Origin of the sequence: Pseudomonas sp. FP2335, assembly GCF_030687535.1 — a bacterium.
In the GTDB taxonomy this organism is placed as follows: domain Bacteria; phylum Pseudomonadota; class Gammaproteobacteria; order Pseudomonadales; family Pseudomonadaceae; genus Aquipseudomonas.
This window is the reverse complement of sequence record NZ_CP117437.1, coordinates 1,408,467-1,426,359: the sequence shown is the minus strand read 5'-3', so window position 1 is coordinate 1,426,359 and position 17,893 is coordinate 1,408,467. Positions and strand designations below refer to the sequence as shown.

Below are 17,893 nucleotides of genomic sequence, written 5' to 3'. Positions count from 1 at the left end.
GCAGAGTGCCGCCAGCATTCATTTATGACAAGACTTTAAACCTTGCGCGATGCAGCTAGTCTGAAGACTAAGGCGCCTGTGTTTACCCACACGGGCGACTGGTCACTCATCACCGCCCGCCATCCCGGGCTTTATTGAGGTTGCCATGAAAATTCGAGAATTGGCCCAGCATTGGGAAGAGAACGCCAAGGGTCGCTTGACCAAGAACGCGTACGCCGTCCACTTGGATCTGGAAGCCGCCGCCCGGCTGGCGGCCATCGCCGAGATGTACCCCAAGCGCCAGCCTGAAGAACTGCTCGCCGAGTTGATCGGCGCCGCCCTGGAAGAGCTGGAAGCCAGCTTCCCCTACATCAAGGGCCAGCAGGTGATTGCCACCGATGAAGAGGGCGACCCGCTGTATGAAGATGTCGGCCCCACCCCGCGTTTCCTGACCTTGTCGCGACGCTATCTGCATGACTTGTCGGCCGCCGCCGACGAACCGACACACTGATACATCCCTTCAAACCCCTTGTATTCCGGGCCTTGAACAGGCCCGGCGTACCACTGCGCAACGCAGAAGTTCCAATTTTTTGTGCTGACCGATCAGTCAGATATTTTTTTAGGCAAATCGCCATCTTCTCTGAACTATTCAAAAAAGCCTTCGGTCACACCCAGTAAGCCATCATTTGGAACGGTCGTTTCAACAGGCGTCATGTGCCTTATCCGCCGGGCCCGCAATCGACCTTACAAGATGGATTTTAAGTTTTTCAGGAGTTATCCAATGGAGTTGAAGACGATGAAGACCAGCACTGCCAAATCCTCGTTTAACCACCTGCGCGGGCTCAAATTGGCCGCGCTGGCAATCGGCACCAGCTTCGTCCTGGCGGGCTGCGCCGGCAACCCGCCAACCGAGCAATACGCGGTGACCCAGTCTGCGGTGAACAGCGCAGTCAGCGCTGGCGGCACCGAATATGCGGCCGTGGAAATGAAGTCGGCCCAGGACAAGCTCAAGCAAGCCGAAATCGCCATGCACGACAAGAACTACGAAGAGGCCCGTCGCCTGGCCGAACAAGCTGAATGGGACGCTCGCGTGGCTGAGCGCAAATCCCAGGCGGCCAAGGCTGAACAGGCTGTGAAGGATTCCCAGAAAGCTGTTCAGGAGCTGCGTCAGGAAGGCATGCGCCCGGCTGTGATCAAACAGCAATAAGCCGCCGCCCCCGATTGCACTGCACCCGATATCGAATTGAAAGGACGACACGACTATGCGTAAACAATTGATGATCCCTGCCCTGCTGGCGATGAGCGTTGCCCTGGCGGCCTGCTCCACCCCGCCGAACGCGAACCTGGAAAACGCACGGACCAACTTCTCGGCCCTGCAAACCAACCCGCAAGCCACCAAGCTGGCGGCACTGGAAACCAAGGACGCCAGCGAATGGCTGGACAAGGCTGACAAAGCCTACCGTGATAAGGAAGACCAGAAGAAAGTCGACCAACTGGCCTACCTGACCAACCAGCGTGTTGAAGTGGCCAAAGACACCATCGTGTTGCGCGAGTCCGAAGCCAAGCTGAAAAACGCCGGCGACGAACGTGCCCGCGCCCTGCTTGAGGCCCGCGACGCGCAAATCAAGCAACTGCAAGACAGCCTGAACGCCAAGCAGACCGAGCGCGGTACGCTGGTGACCTTTGGTGACGTGCTGTTCGCCACCAACAAGTCCGACCTCAAATCCAGCGGCCTGGTCAACATCACCAAGCTGGCGCAGTTCCTGCGCGACAACCCGGACCGTAAAGTGATCGTCGAAGGCTATACCGATAGCACCGGGTCCGATTCGTACAACCAGAGCCTGTCCGAGCGCCGTGCGGCTTCGGTACAGCGCGCACTGGCACAGCAAGGCGTGGATATTTCGCGCATCGTGACCCAGGGTTACGGCAAGGAATACCCGGTAGCCGACAACGGCAGCGTGTCGGGCCGTGCCATGAACCGCCGTGTTGAAGTGACTATTTCCAACGACAACCAGCCGGTCAAGCCACGGTCTTCCGTCGCCAATTGATTGAAGCTGGATAGAAAAACCCACCTCACGGTGGGTTTTTTTTGAGTATCAGAACTTGATCTGCTGGCCGGTATTCTCATCTCGCAGCTTCACGCTTTGAGTGTCGTATGAATTGTCCGAGAGCTTGGCCAACAAGGTCTCGATCTTCTGTTCCTGCGCGTCGCGCCGCTCCAGCGCCGCTTGACATCTGGCCATGTCCAGCATGTTGCGTATTGCACCAATGACTATCGCCACATTCTTACCCCGCCCTGTGTAAGTGTCCTCGCCTTCTGTGGCTTCTTACACAATACGGTTCCAGATATTTCCGTGTACGGCCTATTGCTGCAATTGCGGGGTTTCCTGACCCAGGCAACGCACGGCTTGCTTCTTGTTGTTCACCAGCACACCGCTCAAGCCTTTCTGTTCGGTATCAAACATCACCAGCACGCCATCGACGCACTGCGCCACTTGCGCGGCCGGTGTCAGGGAAATCTTGTAATCCTCGCCGGGCACGGTCTTGAGCATGGTGAAGTCGCTGAGCAGCAACGCATCTTCGGGCTTGGCGAAGTGCAGGTAGCCATAGAACCACAGGCAGCCAACGGTGCCGATAATAGTGCCGATGCCGGTGAGGATCAGGGGGATCATGTTGCGTTCTTCGCTCATTGCGGGCTCTCTGATGAATCAACTTTGGGAATCGGATAGTTCGGAATTTCGCCCAGGCGGCGTAGGCCGTTGAAGTGCTGCGGGTCATCCAGATAACGCAGCATCACGGTCTGCCAGGTCTTGTCGGCAAAAGTCTGCACATGACCGCCACGGGTCAACTGCAGCACTCTCGGTGGCGGCGCCGCCTGATACAGGCGGATGCCATTGGCCAGGGGCACGATCGGGTCGTCCAGGCTGTGGAACAGCAGCTTCGGCACGCCGGTCAGCCTGGGCATGTCATGGATGGCGCTGTCGCGGTCCGGCACCAGCCAGGACAAGGGCACTTGCAACGGCCATGTTATCCAGGAGGTGCTCAGCGCGAATTGTCCTACATCACGATAACTGGCGGGCACTCCGTCCAGCACCAGCGCCTTGAGCTGCGCCTGACGCTCCGGATGGCCCGCCAGGTAATGCACCGCCAGCGCACCGCCGAGACTTTGGCCGAGGACGATCAACGGTTGGTGCTGGGTTTCGGCGGCGGTGTCGATCCAGCTGAACGCCGCGTCGAGGTCCTGGTAGACCGCCGGCAGTGATGGCTTGCCTTCGGACAGGCCATAACCGCGATAGTCCAGGAGCAGCACCTGGTAGCCCTGTTCCGGCAACCACCAACTGCCACCGAGGTGCCAGGCCAGGTTGCCGCCGTTGCCGTGCAGGTGCAGTACGGTGCCCTTGAGCGCCACACCAGGCTTGGCCGGCAGCCACCAGGCGTGGAGTTTCACCCCATCGGCGGTGGTGAGGGTCACGTCACGGTAGGCCAGGTGGGCTTTTTCCGGGGTGAACGGCAGGCCGGGCTCGGGGTAGAACAGCAGGGAGCTGCAACCGTTCAAGGTCAGTAGCAGGCACAGAATGCCGAGGATTCTCATCCGTTGAAGCCTCGCTATTATTCGATTTTCAGACTCACAGTGATTCAACAGTGGCAGCGGGGTTCTGTGGGAGCGGGCTTGCTCGCGAAGACGGAGTGTCAGCCAACTCATGTGTATCTGAAACACCGCCTTCGCGAGCAAGCCCGCTCCCACACAAGCTCTCTACCACATTGAGATCCGGTTTGGTCAGAGGATGTTGGAGTAATCCGCCTCGATCCGATCCAGGCTCAAGTGATTGAGGAAGTTGGAGAAGCACATCCACGCCGCCAGCGCGTTCATGTCGCGGAACTGCTCCGGCAGGTACTTCGGCGGCACCACCAGGCCTTCATCCACCAGTTGGCGCAAGGTGCGCATGTCTTCCAGGGTGGTCTTGCCGCAGAACAACAGCGGCACTTGCTCCAGCTTGCCTTTACGCACGGCCAGCTGGATGTAGTTGTAGACCATGATAAAGCCCTTGAGGTAGGACAAATCCTTGGTAAACGGCAGCCCCGTCGGCACCGAGCCACGGAAGACGCGACTGGCGTTGCCGTAGCTTTCGGCCATTTCAAAGCCCTGCTCACGGAAGAACTCGAATACCTGCAAGAAGTCGGCGCCCTCCTCCACCATGTGGATGGCGCGGGTGCGGTTGGTCAGTTTGCGCAGGCGGCTTGGGTAGGAGGCAAAGGTGATGATCTCCATCAGGATCGCCAGGCCTTCCTGGGTCACGGTGGAGGACGGCGGGCCCTTGGACAGGAAGGTGCAGATCGGCTGGTTCTGGCCGTTGAGGGTGGTACCCACGTGCACCAGGCCTTCATGCACCTCCAGGGCACGCACGTCGCGGTCGTTGAACATCGCGTCGGCGCGGATCTTGATGTAGTCGGCGCCGGCGGCGGCATCGGCGACGATGCCGTCGGACTCGAACACGCGGATGGTTTCTTCGGCCTCGCCAAACACCTTGTTCAGACGGGTTTGCAGCAGGGCCACGGCGTCCTTGGCGGTGAGGGTCTTGGCCTCATCCTTCAAGTCGCCACGGCCGTCGATATTGTTCAGGTAATCGGAAAGCATCAGGCCCAGGTCAGCCAGGGTCGGGTCGCCGGCGTGGAAGGCATCGGAAGCGGCGCCGTAGAGCTCCTGGGAAATCAGGCCGAAATCCTCGGTGCCACGCGCTTCGAGCATGCGCACCACCATGCGGTATTCCTTGCACATGCGGCGCATGATCTGCCCCACCGGGCTGAACTGGCCGAGGCGACGGGTGATGTCGCGCTCGATGTTCTGGAATTCCAGCTTGACCGCACTGGAGTCGAACGACAGCGGTCGGTTCTGGTAATAGTCGCGGCTCACGGCAGGCATTTCCTTGCCCTTGGCCTTGAGGAATCCCTGGCGAATGTTGTCGTCCCACTTCACAGCGTCGAGGACGCGAATCGGTGTTTGTGCCAGCACAATGCGATCAGACAAGGTGCGTATCGTCTGCTGGTAATCGTCCACCTGATGCTTCCTCTTTAAACGTTATGTGCCCGCGCGCGGCCCCGCGTGTCAGCAGCCTACGTCAGACCGAAGCCAACACCAAATGCATGTAGCGCTTGAGGATCTCAAGCATCTCCTCAGCGGTCAGCGGTTCGGGGCTGCCCAGCAGGCCCTGATACTCCATCCGACCGATTATAGCCGTCAACACCTTGGCATCCTGTTGTGGCTCGCGCGAACCCAGTACCCGGAAAAACTGCTCGGTGCCCTGCAACAGGATCTGCTGGTGGGAACGCACCAGTTCGGCCAGGCGCGGGTTCAACAGAGCCTCCTGGCGAAAGGCCTGCTCGGCCATCAGGTGTTCGCGCCGGTTGGTCAGCTGACGCAGCACGTAATCGGCGGTCAACCGCGCAATGTCGTCGGCCAACTGCGAACGCGACTGCGGGCTGCCATCGCCATAAGCGACCATTTCCCGCAGCAGGCCCTCGTTGCGCACCCACAGCTTGCCCATGAACTCGGCGCTGCGTTCGACGTACTGAGCAAAGGTATCGGTGAGCAGATCATCGATGTCCTTGAAGTAATAGGTGGTGGCCGACAATGGCACCCCCGCCTCCGCCGCCACTGCCCGATGGCGAACGGCGCGAACGCCATCACGCACGACGATGCGCATGGCCGCATCGAGAATATCTTGCCGGCGCTGCTCGCTGCCCCGGCGGCTGGCCTTACGGCCCTGATACTGGACGCTTTCCACCACAGCGGCAGCAATGCCGGCGGCGCTTTCTTGAGCGGTTACGCGGTTCACCCAAACACATCCTTGAATAGATCAAAACCTGGCGCTGTTTGCTTGACGCTTAAATACGCCGCATAAAAAAGCCGCCTTATAAAAGGCGGCTTCGGATTTCACTACGCTTACGCTTGTGGCCGCATGTGCGGGAACAAGATCACATCACGGATCGACGGTGAGTTGGTCAACAGCATCACCAGGCGGTCGATACCGATACCTTCACCTGCGGTCGGCGGCATGCCGTATTCCAGGGCGCGGACGAAGTCGGCGTCGTAGTGCATGGCTTCGTCGTCACCGGCGTCCTTGTCGGCCACCTGGGCCATGAAACGCTCGGCCTGGTCTTCCGCGTCGTTCAACTCGGAGTAGGCGTTGGCGATTTCGCGGCCACCGATGAACAGTTCGAAACGGTCGGTGACGTTCGGGTTGTCATCGTTGCGACGGGCCAGCGGCGACACTTCGAACGGGTACTGGGTAATGAAGTGCGGCTGTTCCAGCTTGTGCTCCACCAGTTCTTCGAAAATCATCACCTGCAGTTTGCCCAGGCCTTCGAAGCCCAGCACCTTGGCGCCGGCTTTCTTGGCGATGGCGCGGGCCTTGTCGATGTCGTTCAGGTCGTCAGCGGTCAACTCAGGGTTGTACTTGAGGATCGAATCGAACACCGACAGACGCACGAACGGCTCGCCGAAGTGGAACACCTTGTCGCCGTACGGCACGTCGGTGCTGCCCAGGACCAGCTGTGCCAGCTCGCGGAACAGCTCTTCGGTCAGGTCCATGTTGTCTTCGTAGTCGGCGTAGGCCTGGTAGAACTCCAACATGGTGAATTCTGGGTTGTGACGGGTCGAAACGCCTTCGTTACGGAAGTTGCGGTTGATCTCGAACACCTTTTCAAACCCGCCAACCACCAGGCGCTTGAGGTACAGCTCGGGGGCGATACGCAGGAACATTTCCATGTCCAGCGCGTTGTGGTGCGTCTCGAACGGCTTGGCTGCGGCACCACCGGGGATGGTTTGCAGCATCGGGGTTTCAACTTCGAGGAAGTCACGCTGCATCAGGAAGCTGCGGATATGCGCGATGACTTGCGAACGTACGCGGAAAGTGTGGCGCACGTCTTCGTTGACGATCAGGTCAACGTAGCGCTGACGGTAGCGCTGCTCGGTGTCGGTCAGGCCGTGGTGCTTGTCCGGCAGCGGGCGCAGGGATTTGGTCAGCAGGCGCACTTCGGTCATTTCGACGTACAGGTCGCCCTTGCCGGAGCGGGCCAGGGTGCCGACGGCGGCAATGATGTCGCCCATGTCCCAGGTTTTCACCGCTGCCAGGGTTTCTTCCGACAGGGTCTTGCGGTTGACGTAGACCTGGATGCGACCGGTCATGTCCTGGATCACCATGAACGAGCCACGGTTGAGCATGATGCGACCGGCAACCTTGACCGGGATTGCAGCTTCTGCCAGTTCTTCCTTGGTCATGTCCGCGTATTTCTTCTGCAGTTCTTCGCAGTAGTGTTCGCGACGGAAGTCGTTCGGGAAGGCATTGCCCTTGGCGCGCTCGGCAGCAAGCTTTTCCTTGCGCAGGGCGATCAGGGAGTTTTCTTCCTGTTGCAGGGCTTGCGGGTCGAGTTGTTGGTCGCTCATGTCTTTAAATATTCCATCAGGTTCGTTGCCCCAGCCTGCGGCTGGGGATCGCGGGCAAGCCCGCTCCCACAGGGATCGAGGGGTGTCAGGCAATCCCGCATTGCATGTGTTACAGGCCTGATTTCAGGCTGGCTTCCAGGTATTCGTCGATGTCGCCGTCGAGCACCTTGTCGCAGTCACTGCGTTCGATGTTAGTGCGCAAATCCTTGATCCGCGATGCATCAAGCACATAGGAGCGGATCTGGTGACCCCAGCCGATGTCCGACTTGGTGTCTTCCAGCGCTTGCGAGGCGGCATTGCGCTTCTGCATTTCCTGCTCGTACAACTTGGCCCGCAGCATTTTCATGGCGGTGTCTTTGTTGGCGTGCTGGGAACGTTCGTTCTGGCAGCTGACCACGGTGTTGGTCGGTACGTGGGTGATACGTACGGCCGAGTCGGTGGTGTTTACGTGCTGGCCACCGGCACCGGAGGAACGGTAGGTGTCGATGCGCAGGTCGGCCGGGTTGATCTCGATTTCGACCTTGTCGTCGATCTCTGGCGAGACGAACACCGCGCAGAACGAGGTGTGGCGACGGTTGCCGGAGTCGAACGGGCTCTTGCGTACCAGGCGGTGCACGCCGATCTCGGTGCGCAACCAACCAAAGGCGTATTCACCCTTGATATGCACGGTCGCGCCCTTGATACCGGCGACTTCACCGGCGGACAGTTCCATGATGGTCGCGTCGAAACCGCGCTTGTCGGCCCAGCGCAGGTACATGCGCAGCAGGATGTTGGCCCAGTCCTGGGCCTCGGTACCACCGGAGCCGGCCTGGATGTCCAGGTAGGCGTTGTTGGGGTCCATTTCATGGCTGAACATGCGGCGGAATTCGAGTTTGGCGAGGTTCTCCTCGAGACGGGCCAGCTCGGCGATGACATCGCCCACTGCGCCTTCGTCGTTTTCCTCGACGGCCATGTCCAGCAGGTCACGGCAATCGGCCAGACCGGTGTTCAGTTCGTCGAGGGTGTCGACGATCTGCGCCAGCGCAGCGCGCTCGCGGCCCAGTTCCTGGGCGTATTCAGGTTTGTTCCAGACAGCAGGATCTTCAAGCTCGCGATTGACTTCGGTCAGACGCTCATGCTTTTGATCGTAGTCAAAGATACCCCCGAATAGTTTCGGAGCGCTCGGACAGGTCCTTGATGGTGTTAAGGATCGGGTTGATTTCCATGGCGGGCAGCACTCGTTGGCGAACTTTTGAAAGCCGGCGAGTATAACGGGAAATGGGGGGCAGCGGCAGCCCGCTTGGCGAAAAGGCTCGGGGTTGGTGGTGGTTTGTTGGTGGTGGGCATATCCGTTGCTGCGGTAACGGCCACTTAGGGTTTCGCGCTTACAGCGACTCACTTTTGGAAAGAGCCCAAAAGTAAGCAAAAGGCTCTTGCCCCAACACTCGGCACCTCGCCCAGGCTCGGTGTGCCCGTAATCCGCCATGGATTTGGGGGGCCGCCTAAGATCAAGATCAAAAGCCAGAGCCAGAGCCAGAGCCAGAGCCAGAGCCAGAGCCAGAGCCAGAGCCAGAGCCAGAGCCAGAGCCAGAGCCAGAGCCAGAGCCAGAGCCAGAGCAAACTACAGTTCCATTTGAATACATGGAGATCCAAATGTGGGAGCGGGCTTGCTCGCGAATGCCGTGTGTCAGTCAACTCATTCATTGACTGATCCACCGCATTCGCGAGCAAGCCCGCTCCCACAGTTTTGACCCCGTTCAACCCGCCCATGCCGGTCGGCTCCAAGGCCGCCGCGCTCTGGCTTTTGATCTTGGGTCGCCCCGTCAAACACGCTGGCCGTTTGGTTACTTTTGGGTCCCTCCAAAAGTGACCCGCTGTAAGAGCGGAACCATAAGCAGCCGTTACCGAAGAAACGGATATGTACCCAGCAAAACCCAGCGAAACCCAGCCCTACTCGATCCCCACCTGATTGCGCCCATTATGCTTGGCCGTATACAACCCCTTGTCCGCCGCCAATATCAACTGCCGGCAATCACCGCCCTGCTGCGGCGTAACGGTGGACAGGCCAATACTGACGGTCAGGCTCGCACCTTCCGTCGGCGCAATGTGCGGGATCTTCAGCGCCGCAACCGCCATGCGCAGCTTCTCGGCCACCAGGCGCGCGCCACCCGGCGAGGTGTTCGGCAGCACCAGCGCAAACTCTTCGCCGCCATAACGCGCCGGCAGGTCCGAAGGACGACTGCTGGCATCGCGGATGGTCGCGGCGACTTTACGCAGGGCTTCGTCGCCTTCGACGTGGCCAAAGCTGTCGTTATAGGTCTTGAAGAAGTCCACATCGATCATCAGCAACGACAACTGGGTCTGGTCACGCATGGCGCGGCGCCATTCCAGCTCCAGGTATTCGTCGAAGTGGCGACGGTTGGACAGCCCGGTGAGGCCATCGGAGTTCATCAACCGTTGCAGCACCAGGTTGGTGTCGAGCAACTGCTGCTGGCTGACCCGCAGTGCGCGATACGCCGCATCACGCTGCAGCAGGGTCATGTAGGAGCGCGAGTGATAGCGGATACGCGCCACCAGCTCGATGTTGTCCGGCAACTTGACCAGATAGTCGTTGGCCCCGGCCGAGAACGCCGCGCTCTTGATCAGCGGGTCTTCCTTGGTCGAAAGCACGATGATCGGGATGTTTGCCGTGGCCGGGTGGTTGCGGTAGTCGCGCACCAACGTCAGCCCGTCGAGACCGGGCATGACCAGGTCTTGCAGGATCACTGTCGGCTTGATGCGGATCGCCTGGGCGATGGCCTGGTGCGGGTCGGCGCAAAAATGGAAGTCGATGTTTTCTTCGTGGGCCAGCCCACGCCGTACGGCTTCGCCGATCATGGCCTGGTCGTCGACCAGCAACACCATGGCGGCGTTTTCGTCGGTCTTGATGTCGTCGATCTGTAAATCATTCATGTGCAATCACCTGAATTACTGCCTGCAAGCCAGCACCGCGAGAGGTCATGTTCACTTTGCAAAGACCTCCAGCAGTCGGGGCGCAATTCTATCCAGTGGGCGAATTTCAACAGCAGCATCAATCGCCGCCGCCGCTTTGGGCATGCCATACACCGCACAGCTCTGCTGATCCTGGGCGATGGTCAAATATCCTTGTTCACGCATGAGTTTGAGACCCTGGGCACCGTCGCGGCCCATGCCGGTCAGCAATACACCGACCGCGTCGCCGTTCCAGTGGCTGGCAACGCTCTCGAAGAACACATCGATGGACGGCCGGTAAATCTCGTTCACCGGCTCGGCGGTGTAGGCCAGGGTGCCGTTTTTCAACAGGCGGATATGGTGGTTGGTGCCGGCCAGCAACACCACGCCACTTTGCGGCGGCTCGCCTTCGCGGGCCAGGCGCACCGGCAGGCCCGAGGCGCTGCTCAACCATTCGGCCATGCCGGCGGCGAACACCTGGTCCACATGCTGCACTAGTACGATGGCCGCGGAAAAGTCCCGGGGCAAGCCCTTGAGCAGGATTTCCAGGGCAGCCGGCCCACCCGCTGACGAACCAATCGCCACCAGGCTCTCGCGTTTGCCGGGGCTGCGCGGGGCTGTGGTCTCGGCGCGCACGCGGCTGCCGCGCTGGCCGATCAGCCAGCCGATATTGAGGATCTTGCGCAGCAACGGCGCCGCCGCGTCCTTGGGATTGCCCACGCCGAGCGCCGGCGTATCGACCACATCCAGGGCGCCATGGCCCATGGCTTCGAACACGCGGCTGACGTTGGCCTGGCGGTCCACGGTGACAATCACGATGGCGCATGGGGTCTCGGCCATGATCTGGCGCGTCGCCTCCACGCCGTCCATCACCGGCATGATCAGGTCCATCAGGATCAGGTCCGGGGTTACTTCAGCGCAGCGCTGCACCGCTTCCAGGCCATTGCTGGCCACCCACACCACCTGATGCGCAGGCTCGAAACTCAGGGCACGGCGCAAGGCCTCCACGGCCAGGGGCATGTCATTGACGATCCCAATCCTCATGCCCGCGCCCCTCCAATCAGCTCGACTACGGCGTCGAGCAGGGCGTCGTCATGGAAACTGGCCTTGGCCAAATAATAGTCGGCGCCGGCATCGAGGCCACGCCGTCGGTCTTCTTCGCGATCCTTGTACGACACCACCATCACCGGCAGCGATTGCAGGCGACTATCACGACGCAACAATGTGACCAATTCAATACCGTCCATGCGAGGCATATCAATATCAGTGATCAACAGGTCGAACTCTTCCGAACGCAGGGCATTCCAACCATCCATGCCATCCACCGCCACGGCGACTTCATACCCACGGTTCAACAGCAATTTGCGTTGCAGCTCACGTACGGTGAGCGAGTCGTCCACCACCAGCACACGCTTGCGCGGCGCTTCGGTGGCCTGCTGGCTGCGCCGGGCGATACGCTCCAGGCGGCCGGTATTGAGCAACTTGTCCACCGAGCGCAGCATGTCTTCGACATCGACGATCAGCACCACCGAGCCATCATCGAGCAAGGCGCCGGCGGAAATATCCTGGACCTTGCCCAGGCGATCATCCAGCGGCAACACCACCAGGGTGCGTTCGCCGATAAAGCGCTCCACGGCAATCCCGTACACCGCATCGCGCTCGCGGATCACCACGACCTTCAACGTATCCGCCGGATTCTGCCCCGCAGGGCGCTGCAACAGCTGGCTGGCAGCGACCAGGCCGACATGGCGGCCCTCGTGCCAGAAGTGCTGGCGGCCTTCCAGTTGCACGATGTCCTCGGGCGCCAGGTCGCACATGCGTTCGATATGCGCCAGTGGGAACGCATAGGCTTCCTCGCCGACTTCCACCACCAGGCTGCGCACCACCGACAGGGTCAGCGGTACCTCAAGATGGAAACGACTGCCCTGCCCCGCCGTTTGCTCCAGCTCAACCGCACCGCGCAGTTGGCGCACCATGTGCTGCACCGCATCGAGGCCGACGCCACGCCCGGACACTTCGGTGACCTTGTCGCGCAGGCTGAACCCCGGCAGGAACAGGAACGTCAGCAATTCCTCTTCGCTCAGGCGCAGGGCGGTTTCCAGCGGCGACAAATGCCGATCGACGATGGTGCCGCGCAAGCGCTCCAGGTCGACACCGGCGCCGTCGTCGCTCAGTTCAAGCACCAGCAACCCGGCCTGGTGCGAGGCGCGCAGGCGGATCAAGCCTTCCGCCGGCTTGCCCGCCAGCAGGCGTTGTTCGGGCATTTCGATACCGTGGTCGACGGCGTTGCGCAATAAATGGGTCAGCGGCGCTTCGAGCTTTTCCAGTACGTCGCGGTCGACCTGGGTCTTTTCACCCTCGATCTCCAGGCGCACTTGCTTGCCCAGGCTGCGGCCGAGGTCGCGGACCATACGCACCTGGCCCGCCAGCACGTCGGCAAACGGGCGCATGCGACAGGCCAGTGCGGTGTCGTAGAGCACCTGGGCGCGCTGCCCGGCCTGCCAGCCGAACTCATCCAGCTCGGCGGTTTTTTCCGCCAGCAGGGCCTGGGCTTCGCTCAGCAGGCGGCGAGTGTCGGCCAGGGCTTCCTGGGCTTCGAGGTTCAGGCCCAGGGTCTTGAGCTGGCCATCCAGGGTGTCCAGGGCGCGCACGCTCTGGCTTTGGATACGCTTGAGGCGCTGCATGCTGGACAGATAAGGCTTGAGCCGCTGGGTTTCCACCAAGGACTTACTCGACAGGTCGAGCAGGCTGTTCAAGCGTTCGGCGGTCACGCGCAATACACGCTCGCCACCTTCGGTCATGCGTCGATTGTGACGCGGCAGCTCAGCGCTCATGGGCGGCGCGGGCTCGGGCTCGGGCTCGACGGGCAGCTCTTCGACAACCGCAGCCGCCAAGGGCTCTGGCGCAGGCGGTGCTGGCGGCGGCGAGGCCTTGACGGGCGCCTGGGACGGATCGAGCAAGCGCTCCATCAATGTCACATACGCTTCAATGTCCGCCGGGCCCACGGTGTTGCCCGGCGTGGCGATGCGCATCAGCAGGTCGGTGCCTTGCAGCAAGGCGTCGATGTGTTCGGGTTGCAGGTACAGGCGGCTTTCCTGGGCGCTGACCAGGCAGTCTTCCATCACGTGGGACACGCTGACCCCGGCGTCCACCCCGACAATCCGCGCCGCGCCCTTGAGCGAATGGGCGGCGCGCATGCAGGCTTCGAGCTGGTCGGCCTGGGTCGGGTTGCGTTCCAGGGCCAGCAGGCCCGCGCTCAATACCTGGGTCTGGGCATCGGCTTCCAGGCTGAACAGTTCCAGCAGCGACGCGTCGCGCATCTGGTCGGGGGTCATGTGAGGCTCCGGGTCACGGCAGACAACAATTGCGCCTCGTCCAGCCACCGCAGGCTACGGCCTTTCCACTGCAACACACCCTGGGTGTAACGCGCGCTGGCCTGGGTGCCGGAGGCCGACGCCGCCTTCAAAGTGCGCTCATCGATGGCATGAATGCCATCGACTTCATCCACCGGCACCACCACCGGGCCGTCCTGCGCGGCGATGATCAACATGCGCGGCATGATCCGCCCGCCGCTCGCGCCATTGCCGGTGGCATCCAGGCCGAGCAGTTCCACCAGCGACAAGCACGCCACCAGCGCACCGCGCACATTCGCCACGCCGAGCAGCGCACGCGAGCGTTGGTGCGGCAGGGAGTGGATCGGTTGCAACGGGGCGACTTCCACCAGGCAGCGGGTGGCGATGCCCAGCCATTCCTCGCCGAGGCGGAACATCAGCAGCGAGCGGGTGACCACCTCTTCGCCGACTTCGACGGCCGCCCGTGGGCGATGATCGTCCTGCTGCAACGCGTAACGGTCGAGCAAGCGCGTGGCCGCCGCGGAATACACCGCGCAGTTGCGGCAATGGATATGGTCCACCAGCAGCGGGCAGGATTTGTCGCCATGGATACCGATACGGTTCCAGCAATCGTCGATGGCTTGGGTGTCGGCCAGGGTCAGATCCAGGCCGGCGGTATCGAGCGCTTCGGTGTTACTCATCGTTTGGACTCACTCTCAGCTCGCTCGCTACGCGCGGCACGCGCCTGCAAACGGCGCGCCCCCGCACTGTCGCCCTGGGACTCAAGCAACGCGGCCAGGTGCATCAGCGCCTGCGGGTGCTGCGGTTCCAGGTACAAGGCCTTGCGGTAAAACCCCTGGGCTTGCAGGGCACTGCCGGCCACATCGCTGAGCAGGCCCAGCCAGTAGAACACCTGGGCGGCCGGCGGGTGATTGCTCAAATAGCGCTCGCACGCGGCGCGGGCCTCGGCGCTTTTGCCTTCGTTGGCCAGGGTGGCGATCTGGCTGAGCAAATCGCCCGCATCGGACGGCGACGTCTTGATCGGCACCACCTGGGCACTGACCGTGCTGAACGGGCGCGGCTTGACCGGCTGCGAAGCTGCCGTGCGCAGCGGTGGCGGCGCTGGAATCGGCGCGAACACCGGTTCGGGCTTGAGCGGTTCGGCATGTCGGCTGAACGCAAAGGACTGCGGCACACCAATCGACTTCATGCCGTGACGCCCCAGCAGGCTACCTTCGGCGGGGCCGATGAACAGCACCCCGTCGACGTGGGTCAGCTCCTTGAGCACATCGAAGACTTGCTTCTGGGTCGGCTGGTCGAAGTAGATCAGCAGGTTGCGGCAGAACACAAAATCGTAGCTCGCCTCATTCGCCAGCAGCGTCGGGTCGAGCAGGTTGCCGACTTGCAGGCGCACCTGCTCACGCACGCGCTCGCGGATATGAAAGCCGTCGGCGGACTCGTTGAAGTGCCGGTCACGAAAGCCTATATCGGCACCCCGAAACGAATTCTTGCCATACACCCCGCGTCGCGCGCGCTCCACCGACAGCGGGCTGACGTCCAGGCCGAGCACCTTGAACTGGTGCGGTGCCAGGCCGGCATCAAGCAAGGCCATGGCAATCGAATAGGGTTCTTCGCCGGTGGAACACGGCAGGCTGAGGATACGCAAGGCGCGCATCTGCTTGATCTCGGCCAGGCGCGCCTTGGCCAGGCGGGCCAGGGTGGCAAAGGATTCGGGGTAACGGAAAAACCAGGTTTCGGGGACGATCACCGCTTCGATCAGCGCCTGCTGCTCATCATGGGAGCATTGCAGGTGCTGCCAGTAATCATCCGCCGTCTGCGCCTGCACAGCCTGGCTGCGTTGGCGCACGGCACGCTCGATGATCGCTTCGCCGACGGACGCGACGTCCAGGCCGATGCGTTCCTTGAGGAAGTTGAACACCCTTTGGTCGCTGCTCATAGGCTCGACTCGGCAGAAAACAGCAAGGCGCGCACGTCGTCGGTCAGCAGGTCGTCGACGCCAATCCACTGCATCAGGCCCTGGGGATCTTCCCGCACCGGCCCGAGGTACGGCGCCTGGTGATTGTCCAGGCCATAGGGCTGGAACTCAGCGGGATCGCAGCGCAAGGTGCCGGTGGCTTGCTCCAGGATCAACCCCAGCCAGCGCGGCGCAACCTCGGGCACGGGCTGGTAATTGACCAGCACCAGCCGCGTGCTGGTACGGGCCTGGGCCGCGCAGCCAAAGGTCAACGCACTCAGGTCGATCACCGGCACCAACGCACCACGATGGGCAAAGATCCCGGCGACCCACGCCGGCGCATGGGCGATGGGTTTGAGCGGCAGACGCGGCAGCACCTCGGCCACTTCCGTGGCCTTGAGGGCGTAGCGTTCGCTGCCGATGTGGAACACCAGGAACAACGCCTTTTTCGCTGCCGGGACGGCGCCGCGTTTAGCCGCGAGGTCGCTCATCAGACTTTGAAACGCGACACGCCGCTGCGCAGACCCACCGCAACCTGGCTCAGTTCATCAATGGCAAAGCTGGCCTGGCGCAGGGACTCGACGGTCTGGCTGCTGGCATCTCCCAACTGCACCAGCGCGTGGTTGATCTGCTCGGCGCCGGTGGCCTGGGCCTGCATGCCTTCGTTGACCATCAACACCCGCGGCGCCAAGGCCTGTACCTGGTGGATGATCTGCGACAGCTGCTCGCCGACTTGCTGCACTTCAAACATGCCGCGACGCACTTCTTCGGAGAATTTGTCCATGCCCATCACCCCGGCGGACACCGCCGACTGGATCTCGCGCACCATCTGCTCGATGTCGTAGGTGGCCACGGCGGTCTGGTCGGCCAGGCGCCGCACTTCGGTGGCGACCACGGCAAACCCGCGCCCGTATTCACCGGCCTTCTCGGCCTCGATGGCAGCGTTGAGGGACAGCAGGTTGGTCTGGTCGGCGACCTTGACGATGGTCACCACCACTTGGTTGATGTTGCCGGCCTTCTCATTGAGGATCGCCAGCTTGGCGTTGACCAGATCGGCGGCGCCCATGACCGAGTGCATGGTTTCTTCCATGCGCGCCAGGCCTTGCTGGCCGGAACCGGCGGCCACCGAAGCCTGGTCGGCGGCGGTGGAAACTTCGGTCATGGTGCGGACCAGGTCCTTGGAAGTGGCCGCGATCTCACGGGAAGTGGCGCCGATCTCGGTGGTGGTCGCCGCGGTTTCAGTGGCGGTGGCCTGTTGCTGCTTGGACGTGGCGGCAATCTCGGTGACCGAGGTCGTGACCTGTACCGACGAGCGTTGGGCCTGGGAAACCAGGGCCGTGAGTTCGGTCATCATGTCGTTGAAGCCGGTTTCGACGGCGTTGAATTCGTCCTTGCGCTCCAGGTTCAGGCGCTTGCTCAGGTCGCCGTCGCGCATGGTGCCGAGGATTTCGACGATGCGCTGCATCGGCGCCATGATCGCGCGCATTAGCAACAGACCGCACAGGCCGGCGGCCAGGATCGCCACGACGAGGGACAGGAACATGCTGATTTTCGCCGCCGATACCGCGTCATCGATGGCATTGGTCGCACGGTCGGCGACGTCTTTGTTTTGGGTGATGATGTCGTTGAGCTTCATGCGGCCTGCGGTCCAGGTCGGCGTGAGCTGGGCATCGAACTCTTTGCGGGCGCCCACCTGGTCACCGCGCTGCAGGCTGTCGAGCACTGTGGCCAGGCTCTTGTTATAGGCCTGGTGCAGGGCTTCGAATCTGTCGAACTCGACCCGATCTTCAGTGGTGGCGATGGTTTTTTCGTAATTGCGCAGTTCCTGCAAGACGCGCCCTTCATAGGACTTGAACTCGGCCCGGTCGGCGTCGCTCAGCTGCTTGTCGGCGCGCAGGCCAAGCAATTCCAGGGTTTGCAGGTAACTGTCGACCCAGGCGCTGCGGATCATCGAACTGAGATAGACCCCCGGCACCGCGTCGTCACGCACCGCGACTTCGCTGGTTTCGATCTTGAGCAACCGTGAATAAGAGACCACAACCATTAACAGCATGATGGCGATAATGACCGCAAAACTTGCCAAGATCCGTTGGCGCAGGGTCCAGTTCTTCACAGTAATTCCTCGAAGGGCCATTCAAATGGAGGGGAGTATAGCTGAGCAGAAGCCCTCATTAATCAACGGGTTTTGCTGGAATGCTCACATAATCCAAAAAC

The 17,893-nt window shown here is 61.6% G+C and carries 17 protein-coding genes; 3 read left to right on the top strand and 14 right to left on the bottom strand.

The annotated features are described in order from the left end of the window. The first annotated feature begins 145 nt into the window (after positions 1–145). From PSH81_RS06230 to PSH81_RS06220, 3 genes are all read left to right on the top strand, one after another. Complete coding sequence (locus tag PSH81_RS06230; RefSeq protein ID WP_192299379.1) at positions 146–490, top strand: pilin assembly protein; 345 nt, start codon at positions 146–148, stop codon at positions 488–490. Positions 491–760: 270 nt separating this feature from the next. After that, positions 761–1,186: a DUF4398 domain-containing protein gene (locus PSH81_RS06225; protein WP_192299380.1), complete on the top strand. Its 426-nt coding sequence runs from the start codon at positions 761–763 to the stop codon at positions 1,184–1,186. Positions 1,187–1,241: 55 nt separating this feature from the next. Further along, positions 1,242–2,027, top strand: coding sequence for an OmpA family protein (locus PSH81_RS06220; RefSeq protein WP_226455892.1), 786 nt, complete (start codon positions 1,242–1,244; stop codon positions 2,025–2,027). A 48-nt stretch (positions 2,028–2,075) separates the two neighbouring features. Here PSH81_RS06220 and PSH81_RS06215 read toward each other — a convergent pair whose 3' ends face one another. The 14 genes from PSH81_RS06215 to PSH81_RS06150 all read right to left on the bottom strand — a co-directional run bounded on the left by PSH81_RS06215 (position 2,076) and on the right by PSH81_RS06150 (position 17,792). Then, positions 2,076–2,222, bottom strand: coding sequence for a hypothetical protein (locus tag PSH81_RS06215; RefSeq protein WP_226455893.1), 147 nt, complete (start codon positions 2,220–2,222; stop codon positions 2,076–2,078). 120 nt (positions 2,223–2,342) lie between these two features. After that, positions 2,343–2,669: a hypothetical protein gene (locus PSH81_RS06210; protein ID WP_104995690.1), complete on the bottom strand. Its 327-nt coding sequence runs from the start codon at positions 2,667–2,669 to the stop codon at positions 2,343–2,345. Next, positions 2,666–3,571, bottom strand: coding sequence for an alpha/beta hydrolase (locus tag PSH81_RS06205; RefSeq protein WP_305392177.1), 906 nt, complete (start codon positions 3,569–3,571; stop codon positions 2,666–2,668). The genes PSH81_RS06210 and PSH81_RS06205 overlap by 4 nt, the downstream gene beginning before the upstream one ends. A 186-nt stretch (positions 3,572–3,757) precedes the next feature. Then, entirely contained in the window at positions 3,758–5,035 is a 1,278-nt protein-coding gene (locus PSH81_RS06200) for a flavohemoglobin expression-modulating QEGLA motif protein (protein ID WP_192297249.1), read from the bottom strand. 61 nt (positions 5,036–5,096) lie between these two features. Beyond that, positions 5,097–5,813, bottom strand: a complete 717-nt coding sequence (locus tag PSH81_RS06195; protein WP_305392176.1) for a TetR/AcrR family transcriptional regulator — start codon at positions 5,811–5,813, stop codon at positions 5,097–5,099. A gap of 107 nt (positions 5,814–5,920) precedes the next feature. Continuing rightward, positions 5,921–7,423, bottom strand: a complete 1,503-nt coding sequence (lysS, locus tag PSH81_RS06190) for a lysine--tRNA ligase (RefSeq protein WP_192297251.1) — start codon at positions 7,421–7,423, stop codon at positions 5,921–5,923. 109 nt (positions 7,424–7,532) lie between these two features. After that, a protein-coding gene (prfB, locus tag PSH81_RS06185; protein ID WP_192297252.1) for a peptide chain release factor 2 occupies positions 7,533–8,628 on the bottom strand; the annotation gives its coding sequence in 2 pieces (ribosomal slippage) (positions 7,533–8,555 and positions 8,557–8,628; 1,095 coding nt in all). 724 nt (positions 8,629–9,352) lie between these two features. Next, entirely contained in the window at positions 9,353–10,354 is a 1,002-nt protein-coding gene (locus tag PSH81_RS06180) for a diguanylate cyclase (RefSeq protein WP_192297253.1), read from the bottom strand. 51 nt (positions 10,355–10,405) lie between these two features. Next, positions 10,406–11,416 carry a chemotaxis response regulator protein-glutamate methylesterase gene (locus PSH81_RS06175; RefSeq protein ID WP_226455895.1) on the bottom strand — a complete coding sequence of 337 codons (1,011 nt, stop codon included), beginning with the start codon at positions 11,414–11,416 and terminating at the stop codon, positions 10,406–10,408. Further along, positions 11,413–13,707: a hybrid sensor histidine kinase/response regulator gene (locus PSH81_RS06170; RefSeq protein ID WP_305392175.1), complete on the bottom strand. Its 2,295-nt coding sequence runs from the start codon at positions 13,705–13,707 to the stop codon at positions 11,413–11,415. The genes PSH81_RS06175 and PSH81_RS06170 overlap by 4 nt, the downstream gene beginning before the upstream one ends. Beyond that, positions 13,704–14,405 (bottom strand): chemotaxis protein CheW, encoded by a 702-nt coding sequence (locus tag PSH81_RS06165; RefSeq protein WP_226455897.1) that lies wholly within the window; start codon positions 14,403–14,405, stop codon positions 13,704–13,706. Before PSH81_RS06165 ends, PSH81_RS06170 begins: the two co-directional genes overlap by 4 nt. Beyond that, on the bottom strand, positions 14,402–15,661 hold the full coding sequence (locus tag PSH81_RS06160; protein ID WP_305392174.1) for a protein-glutamate O-methyltransferase CheR: 1,260 nt from the start codon (positions 15,659–15,661) through the stop codon (positions 14,402–14,404). The genes PSH81_RS06165 and PSH81_RS06160 overlap by 4 nt, the downstream gene beginning before the upstream one ends. Further along, complete coding sequence (locus PSH81_RS06155; protein ID WP_226455899.1) at positions 15,658–16,170, bottom strand: chemotaxis protein CheW; 513 nt, start codon at positions 16,168–16,170, stop codon at positions 15,658–15,660. The genes PSH81_RS06160 and PSH81_RS06155 overlap by 4 nt, the downstream gene beginning before the upstream one ends. Further along, entirely contained in the window at positions 16,170–17,792 is a 1,623-nt protein-coding gene (locus tag PSH81_RS06150) for a methyl-accepting chemotaxis protein (protein WP_226455900.1), read from the bottom strand. Before PSH81_RS06150 ends, PSH81_RS06155 begins: the two co-directional genes overlap by 1 nt. Positions 17,793–17,893 lie beyond the last annotated feature (101 nt).